Annotated in this window: 8 protein-coding genes; all 8 read right to left on the reverse strand. The window is 70.4% G+C overall.

The window, feature by feature from the left end:
* Positions 1-232, reverse strand: a 232-nt coding sequence (locus LAO51_19255) for a hypothetical protein (protein MBZ5640880.1), incomplete at its 3' end; no start/stop codon positions are given.
* Entirely contained in the window at positions 225-1,064 is an 840-nt protein-coding gene (cdaA, locus tag LAO51_19260; GenBank protein ID MBZ5640881.1) for a diadenylate cyclase CdaA, read from the reverse strand. The genes LAO51_19255 and cdaA, both read right to left, overlap by 8 nt.
* A gap of 30 nt (positions 1,065-1,094) precedes the next feature.
* On the reverse strand, positions 1,095-2,282 hold the full coding sequence (folP, locus tag LAO51_19265) for a dihydropteroate synthase (GenBank protein MBZ5640882.1): 1,188 nt from the start codon (positions 2,280-2,282) through the stop codon (positions 1,095-1,097).
* A 65-nt stretch (positions 2,283-2,347) separates the two neighbouring features.
* Positions 2,348-4,513, reverse strand: a complete 2,166-nt coding sequence (ftsH, locus tag LAO51_19270; protein MBZ5640883.1) for an ATP-dependent zinc metalloprotease FtsH — start codon at positions 4,511-4,513, stop codon at positions 2,348-2,350.
* Positions 4,470-4,982 carry a hypoxanthine phosphoribosyltransferase gene (locus LAO51_19275; protein MBZ5640884.1) on the reverse strand — a complete coding sequence of 171 codons (513 nt, stop codon included), beginning with the start codon at positions 4,980-4,982 and terminating at the stop codon, positions 4,470-4,472. Before LAO51_19275 ends, ftsH begins: the two co-directional genes overlap by 44 nt.
* A gap of 4 nt (positions 4,983-4,986) precedes the next feature.
* A complete protein-coding gene (gene tilS, locus LAO51_19280; protein ID MBZ5640885.1) occupies positions 4,987-5,982 on the reverse strand; it encodes a tRNA lysidine(34) synthetase TilS in 996 nt (331 codons plus the stop codon).
* A gap of 4 nt (positions 5,983-5,986) precedes the next feature.
* Positions 5,987-6,592 carry an HD domain-containing protein gene (locus LAO51_19285; protein MBZ5640886.1) on the reverse strand — a complete coding sequence of 202 codons (606 nt, stop codon included), beginning with the start codon at positions 6,590-6,592 and terminating at the stop codon, positions 5,987-5,989.
* Positions 6,593-6,726: 134 nt separating this feature from the next.
* The coding region (locus LAO51_19290) for a type II secretion system protein GspG (protein MBZ5640887.1) at positions 6,727-7,177 on the reverse strand (451 nt) is incomplete at its 5' end.

Consider the following 7,177-nt stretch of genomic DNA (forward strand, 5'->3'; position numbering starts at 1 on the left):
CGAGCTTGAACGGGTCCACCTGGCGGATCAGCGACTCCGGCCCCCGAAGGCTCACGCTGACCTTCGTCGGAGCCGACCCCGCGAGAACGCAACCCGCCGGGAGCTTGATGTCGAGCGGGGCCGGATAGACCTGCAGCACTCGGCTGTCGCCGGTCACCGCGACCCAGACGGCGAAGGCGAGCCCCAGCGCCAGGAGCTTGAGCGGCCAGTTGCGGAGCAGGCGCTCAAGCATCCCGAGCCTCTCCGGCGGCGGCGCGGCCGTCCACGCGGTCCTTCCGGCGCTCCGCACGGGGGAGAAGCGCCGCGCGGAGGCGCTCCGCGAGCCCGCGCGCGTCCAGGTCCTCGACGATGCGCCCCGACTCCGCGAGCGACACGATGCCGCGCTCCTCGGAGACCACCACGGCGAGGGCGTCCGACTCCTCCGTGATCCCGATCGCGGCGCGATGACGGGTCCCGTACGTGCGCGAGAGGCCGGGGTCCATGGTGAGCGGGAGATAGCAGGCGGCGGCCTTGATGCGTCCCTCCGAGAGGATCGCCGCGCCGTCGTGGAGCGGCGATCCGTACGTGAAGATGTTCAGCAGCAGGTCGTACGAGATCAGGGCGTCGATCGCGATCCCGGTCTCGTAGAACGCCCTGAGCCCCAGCTCGCGCTCGACGACGATCAGGGCGCCGAGGCTCTTGCTCGCGAGGGAAACGGCCGCCAGCGCGATCTCCTCGGCCAGGTTCTCGTGGCGCGGTCGGGGGATCAGCGCGGAGATGGGGTTCCGCCCGACGCGCGCGAGGGCCTGCCGGATGGGATTCTGGAACAGGACGATCACCGCGAACGGGATGTAGATCAGCAGGTTGCCGAGGACGGCATGCACGGCAGGCAGGTGGAACAGTCCGGGGCGGGTGAGGAAATGGGCGATCACGAGGGCGACCACGCCGACCATCATCTGGACGGCCCGCGTGCCTCGGATCAGCAGGAGGATCTGGTAGATGATGACGGAGAGGACGAGAACGTCGAGGAGCGCCTGGCCGCCCAGCTCCTGAAGGTGGATGGAGGCCGACAGTCGCTCGAGCATTTCTCCCCAGTCGCCGCGCCTCGTGCCCCGTCAGAGGTTCCGAATCGCGTCGATCATCCGGACCACGCGGACCGTCGCGGCGACATCGTGCGCCCGGACCACGTGGGCCCCCTGCCAGGTGGCCAGCGCGGCGACCGCCAGGCTCCCCTCCAACCGCGCGCCCACCGACAGATTCAACGCGGCGCCGATGAACGACTTTCGCGAGCCCCCGATCAGGATCGGACGGCCCATGCTCCGCAGGGTTCTGAGCTCCCGGAGGATCTGGAGGTTCCCCGCGGGGGACTTCCCAAAGCCCAGGCCCGGATCCACGAGGATCTTATCATCGGCCACTCCGCCCTGGGCGGCCTTCTCGACGGCGCGCCGCAGGAACCCCACGATGGAGCCCATGAGGTCCACGTACTGCGTGTCCTGCTGCATCGAACGGGGGGTGCCCCGCATGTGCATGACGGCGGCGACCGCGCGACGGTCGCGCAGGAGCTGGATCATCCTCGGATCGGCGAAGGCCGAGACGTCGTTGACCATGTCGGCCCCCGCGTCGAGGGCGCGCCGGGCGACGGCCGCTTTGTACGTGTCCACCGAGACCCGGACCGACAGCTCCCGCTTGATGGCGGACACCACCGGGACGATGCGGCGCGCCTCCTCCTCCTCCGGGACCGGCTCGGCCCCGGGGCGCGTGCTCTCGCCGCCGACGTCCACGATCTCCGCCCCCTCCTCCGCCTGCGCCGCCGCTGCCTCGAGGGCGGCCGCGGGGTCCAGGAACCGCCCGCCGTCGGAGAACGAGTCCGGGGTCACGTTCAGGATCCCCATCACCCGGGTCTCGCGGCCGAGGACGAGGCGCTCCCCGTCGGGCCAGGAGAGCGAGTAATCGGCGCGAAGATAGCTCGAGAGCGTGGTCCGGATCGCCGACGCGAGGGCCTTCTCGCCGGAGGTCTCGAGTATCGACGCCAGACGCCGGAGGGTCTCGTCGTCCGCGACGAGGATCCGCGCGGCGGAGCCGGTGCTCGATGGCATCCCACCGAGGACCGCGATGCCCAGCGGTTCCGCCTCGCGCGTGAGGAGCGCGGCGGTGTCGGGGGACACGCCCTCGAGCCGGACGGCCCGTCGCGTCCTCGCGTACAGGCGGTCGGCGAGCAGCGCTTGAGGCTCGTCCACGTCGGTCATTCGGCGGACCGCGTGGCGCAGCTCCGCCATCTCGATGAGTCGCGGGTTGTGCTCCAAGGATCCCCCCGCTCGGCTTCCACGCCGCGCCGGTCCCAGCCGAGACGGTGGCCGGAAGCCGGCCGTCAGGCGGGCTGGCTGCCCGGCGTGGGCAGGACTCCCGGCCGGCCTTCGCCGATCCGCTCCCGTCCCGCGTCCGGCTCCGCCGCTCCGGCCGCCGGGGCGGTCGCGGCCGGCTGCCGCATCGGCATCGACTCGCCCTTCACGAGGGCGGCGATCTGCTCGGCGTCGAGGACCTCGTAATCCAGGAGCGCCTCGGCGATGCGGACCAGGGCCCCGCTGTGCTCCTCGAGGATCCGCCGAGCCCCCTGGTAGGCCGCCAGGACGATCTGCTTCACCTCGCGATCGATGTCGATGGCGGTGGCCTCGCTGTAATCCCTGTGCTGGGCGATCTCCCGCCCCAGGAAGATCGCCTCTTCCTTCTTGCCGAACGTCAGCGGGCCCATCTTGTCCGACATCCCCCACTCGCAGACCATCTTCCGAGCGAGGTCGGTCGCCCGCTCGATGTCGTTGCCGGCGCCGGTCGTCATCTTCCCGAGCTGCAGCTCCTCGCTCACGCGGCCCCCCATCATCACCGTGAGCGCCGCCTCGAGGTACTCGCGCGAGTACGTGTGCTTGTCGTCCACCGGAAGCTGCTGCGTGACGCCCAGCGCGCGTCCCCGCGGGATGATCGTCACCTTGTGCAGCGGGTCCGCGTCCGGAAGCATGTAGGCGACGAGCGCGTGCCCCGCCTCGTGGTACGCGGTCGCCTTCTTCTCGGAGTCGCTGATGATGAGCGATTTCCGCTCGGTCCCCATGAGGACCTTGTCCTTCGCGATCTCGAAGTCCTCCTGCACGACCGACTTCCGGTTCAGCCGGGCCGCGTGGAGCGCCGCCTCGTTCACCAGGTTCGCGAGGTCGGCGCCGCTGAATCCGGGGGTCGAGCGGGCGATCACCGCGAGCTCGACGTCGGTCGAGAGCGGGATCCGGCGGACGTGGACCTTGAGGATCTCCTCCCGGCCGCGGACGTCCGGCCGCCCCACGACCACCTGCCGGTCGAAGCGGCCCGGGCGGAGGAGCGCGGGGTCGAGCACGTCCGGGCGGTTGGTCGCGGCGATGAGGATCACGCCCTCGTTGGTTTCGAAGCCGTCCATTTCGACGAGGAGCTGGTTCAAGGTCTGCTCGCGCTCGTCATGTCCGCCGCCGAGGCCGGCGCCGCGGTGGCGGCCGACCGCATCGATCTCGTCGATGAAGATGATGCACGGCGCGTTCTTCTTCCCCTGCTCGAACAGGTCGCGGACACGGGACGCGCCCACGCCCACGAACATCTCGACGAAGTCCGAGCCCGAGATCGAGAAGAACGGGACGTTCGCCTCGCCGGCGATCGCGCGGGCCAGGAGCGTCTTCCCGGTTCCCGGGGGTCCCATGAGCAGCACGCCCTTCGGGATCTTGCCGCCGAGCTTCTGGAACTTCTGCGGCTCGCGCAGGAACTCGATGATCTCCTGCAGTTCTTCCTTGGCCTCCTCGACCCCCGCCACGTCCTTGAACGTGACCTTCTTCCCCTGGGACGAGGTCAGCTTCGCGCGGGACTTGCCGAACGAGAGCGCCTTGCTCCCGCCGGACTGCATCTGCCGCATGAAGAAGATCCAGACGCCGAGGAACAGGAGCATGGGCGACCAGGTGAGAAGCAGGGTCAGGAACGAGCTGTCGCTGGGCTTCTTCGCCTCGACCTTGACCCCCTTGTCGCGGAGCATCTTCAGCAGGCTCTCGTCCTTCACCGCGTAGGTCTTGAATCCGGCCACGTTCGGACCCAGCGTCCCGACTTTCGGCGCCTTGAACTTCCCCTGGATCTCGTAGCCGATGCTGTCGCCGGTGATGACGACTTCCTTGACGTCGCCGGCGGCCACGCGGTCGTAGAACTCGGACTGGTCCAGCGATTCCCGCTGGCTCCCGGCGGTGCTCAGGACCTGGTAGCCGATCACGATCGCCGCGATGACGACCAGCCAGATCACGATGGTCTTGAGGTGTGAATTCACCGCGCGGCTCCTGTCGTCCCCCGGGTCCGGGGATGCCCTCCCCCGGTGCGCCCCCGCACGCGCCCCAACGAACTCTGCACAATATAACGGAGGTGGCGCCGGATCGCCAAGAGGCCGTTGCCCATCGGCGCCGCCCGGGGTCGGGCGGCGAGGTCCGTGCCCCACCCGGAACTCACTCCGCGTACGTGAGATAGGGCAGGTTCCGGAAGAGCCCATCGGCGTCGAGGCCGTAACCGACCAACCAGACGTCCGGCACGGTGAACCCGACGTACTCCGTCGGCACGTTGACGACCCGTCGAGCGGGCTTGTCCAGCAGAACCGCGATCCTGACACGGGCCGGCCGGCAAGACAGGAGGTGGCGGCGAAGGGCCGCAAGCGTCCGTCCGGTGTCGAGGATGTCCTCGACGACCAGGACGTCCGCCCCTTCCACGGGGAACTCGTCGGGCAGCGCGATCGCCGACGGGTCTCCTCCCCGATCGACGGACCGCACCGGCACCAGCGCGAGCCGCACCGGCATCGGAAGGCGCCTCACGAGGTCGGAGGCGAACACGAACGCACCGTCCATCAGCGCCAGGACCGAGAGCGTGGTCCCCTCCGGGGTGTCCGTGGCGATGGCGCGTGCGAGAGCATCGACCCGCTCCCGCAGCCGGCCCTCGCCGATCAGGATCTCGCCGGAGAGCTTCATCGCGTCACCTCCTCGGGCAGGTTCTGCGATCGAGAACGACCTCGGGTCCCCGTCTCCGGGCACCCAGCCCGCTGGGGAGGTCGGCCCGCCGGTCTTCCCCCCCGCCCGCGAGGCCGAGCAGCGCCTCGACGTGCCGTGTCCCGATGCGCCGCGGGTCGGCCCCGGCCCGCTCCAGCGCGAGGCGCGCGATTCTCCCGGCGAGGGCAGCCGGCGTTCTTGCGAGCGCCCGGGCGTCGATCGAGAGCCTACCGGAGGCCCCGAGCGTCACGATTCGCTGAAGTCGCCGCCTCGCGAGGGCGTCGAGGAGCCGCGCGTCCTCACGAAGCCGCTCCGCGGCTTCGACGAGATGCCGCGCGGCTCGCGGGTTCAGCGCCGCGGCGAGCACGGGAAGCACTCGTCGCCTGACCCGGTTGCGATCGTACTCGAGGCTGAGATTCGAGGGGTCCTCGCGGTGCCCTAGGCCGCGCCGGCGAAGCCAGGCGCGAAGATCGGCCCGCTCGACGCCGAGCAGCGGGCGCACGAACGGGCCGGGACCCTCGGGCGCCATCCCCGCGATCGCGGCCGGTCCCGCCCCGCGCGCGAGACGCATCAGCACCGTCTCCGCCTGGTCGTCGAGGGTATGGCCGGTGGCAATCCTCCCGGCGCGCGCCTCGGCCGCGGCCTCGAGCAGGAACGCCCGGCGCACCCGCCGCGCCGCTTCCTCGGGGGACTCGTCCCGACGGCGGAGGCCGGCGACCGGCCGCCGATCGGCGAGACAGGCCAAGCCGAGACCCGAGGCGAGCCGCTCCACGAACCGGCGGTCGGCCGCGGAGCCGCGGCGCAGCGCGTGATCGAGGTGGGCGACCACGATCCTGATCGGCCGCCGCGCGGCGAAGTGGGCGAGCAGGTGGAGGAGCGCCACCGAATCCGCGCCTCCCGACACCGCCGCCAGAACCGTCCCGCTTTTCGGCAGGAGCCGCTCGGCGGCGGAGCGGAAGAGGATCTCGACGAGGTCCGCCATGCGTTCAGCGCAGGAAATGCTCGCGGGAAGGGTCGGCTCCGACGGCTGCGGCGAAGAGCACGATCGCTTCCCCCAGCGCGTCCTCAAGCGGTCCGGCGAACCCGCGGTTCCCGAGCGCGGTCCAGACCGCGCGGTGGTAGGCGGCGATCTGGTGCGGGGGCCGCTTGAACCGGCGCCACACGTCGTCGGGATCGAGTCCCTCGGTGCGCGCATCGTCGAGATCCCAGAGGATGCTCCTCAGGTTGTGGATCTTGTCGGCCGCGCACGTCGGCAGAGCGAGCTCGGACGCGCGATCGAGGTGCGCGACGTACGCGAGCTTCCGCTCCTCCCAGGGGCGCGTCTTGTCGGGCTCCGAGAGGTCCACGACCGCCTGCGCGATCGCCGGACCAAACGCCTCCTCGATCTCGTCCCGGTCGGCGGGGGTGTCCTCGATGACGTCGTGGAGGAGTCCCACGACCGCGGCCTCGATGCCGTAGCCGTGGGCGAGGACCATCATGCCGACGGCCACCGGGTGGACGAAGTAGGGCTTCTGGGTACCCTTGCGCAACTGGCCACGATGGGCGCGCTCGGCGAAGCCGATCGCGCGGTAGAGGAGGTACTCGGGCTCCATGGAACCGCCTCCCGTGTGTGGACGGTCGCCAAGCAGAGCACCGCTCGCCCCCGTTCGTCAACCCGGCGGACAAGAAAGAAAAGGCGGCGGGACGATCCCGCCGCCTTCGCACGGAAGGAGAGTAGCCGAGTCGATTACTGCTGGACGCCCTCGGGCCAGGCCGCGAACTGCCCGCCCATGAAGATGATCGGGCTGTCGAATCCACCGCCGTTGCCGCCGCCGAAGGCACCCCACACGACGCCGGTCAGGTCGCCGCCGTCCTTGCCGCCGGACGCGAGCGTGTAGCCCGTGGTCGTCGATGCGACGTAGAAGTCATGGCGCCAGCCGTCCTGCGCGGGAATGGTCTTGATGTAGATGGGCTCGACGGCGGTCCCCACGGCCTTCAGGGTCCCGATGTCGGCAGCCGTCGGGTAGTAGTTGTTGTCGATGGCGTACGACTCCACGGCGGTGCCGATGGAGCGGATGTCCGCCATGGTCCGCTTCTGCTTGCCGCGGTCGATCGCGTTCAGCAGGTTCGGGATCGCGATCGCGGCGATGATGCCGATGATCGCCACCACGATCAGGAGCTCGATCAGCGTGAAACCT

It is taken from the genome of Terriglobia bacterium (assembly GCA_020073205.1).
Lineage (GTDB): Bacteria > Acidobacteriota > Polarisedimenticolia > Polarisedimenticolales > JAIQFR01 > JAIQFR01.

What these genes read in the sequence shown, in the direction of transcription:
- cdaA (MBZ5640881.1), bottom strand. Translation starts at nt 1,064, where the DNA reads ATGCTCGAGCGACTGTCGGCCTCCATCCACCTTCAGGAGCTGGGCGGC.
- ftsH (MBZ5640883.1), bottom strand. Translation starts at nt 4,513, where the DNA reads ATGGGCTCTTCCGGAACCTGCCCTATCTCACGTACGCGGAGTGAGTTC.
- LAO51_19275 (MBZ5640884.1), bottom strand. Translation starts at nt 4,982, where the DNA reads ATGAAGCTCTCCGGCGAGATCCTGATCGGCGAGGGCCGGCTGCGGGAG.
- tilS (MBZ5640885.1), bottom strand. Translation starts at nt 5,982, where the DNA reads ATGGCGGACCTCGTCGAGATCCTCTTCCGCTCCGCCGCCGAGCGGCTC.
- LAO51_19285 (MBZ5640886.1), bottom strand. Translation starts at nt 6,592, where the DNA reads ATGGAGCCCGAGTACCTCCTCTACCGCGCGATCGGCTTCGCCGAGCGC.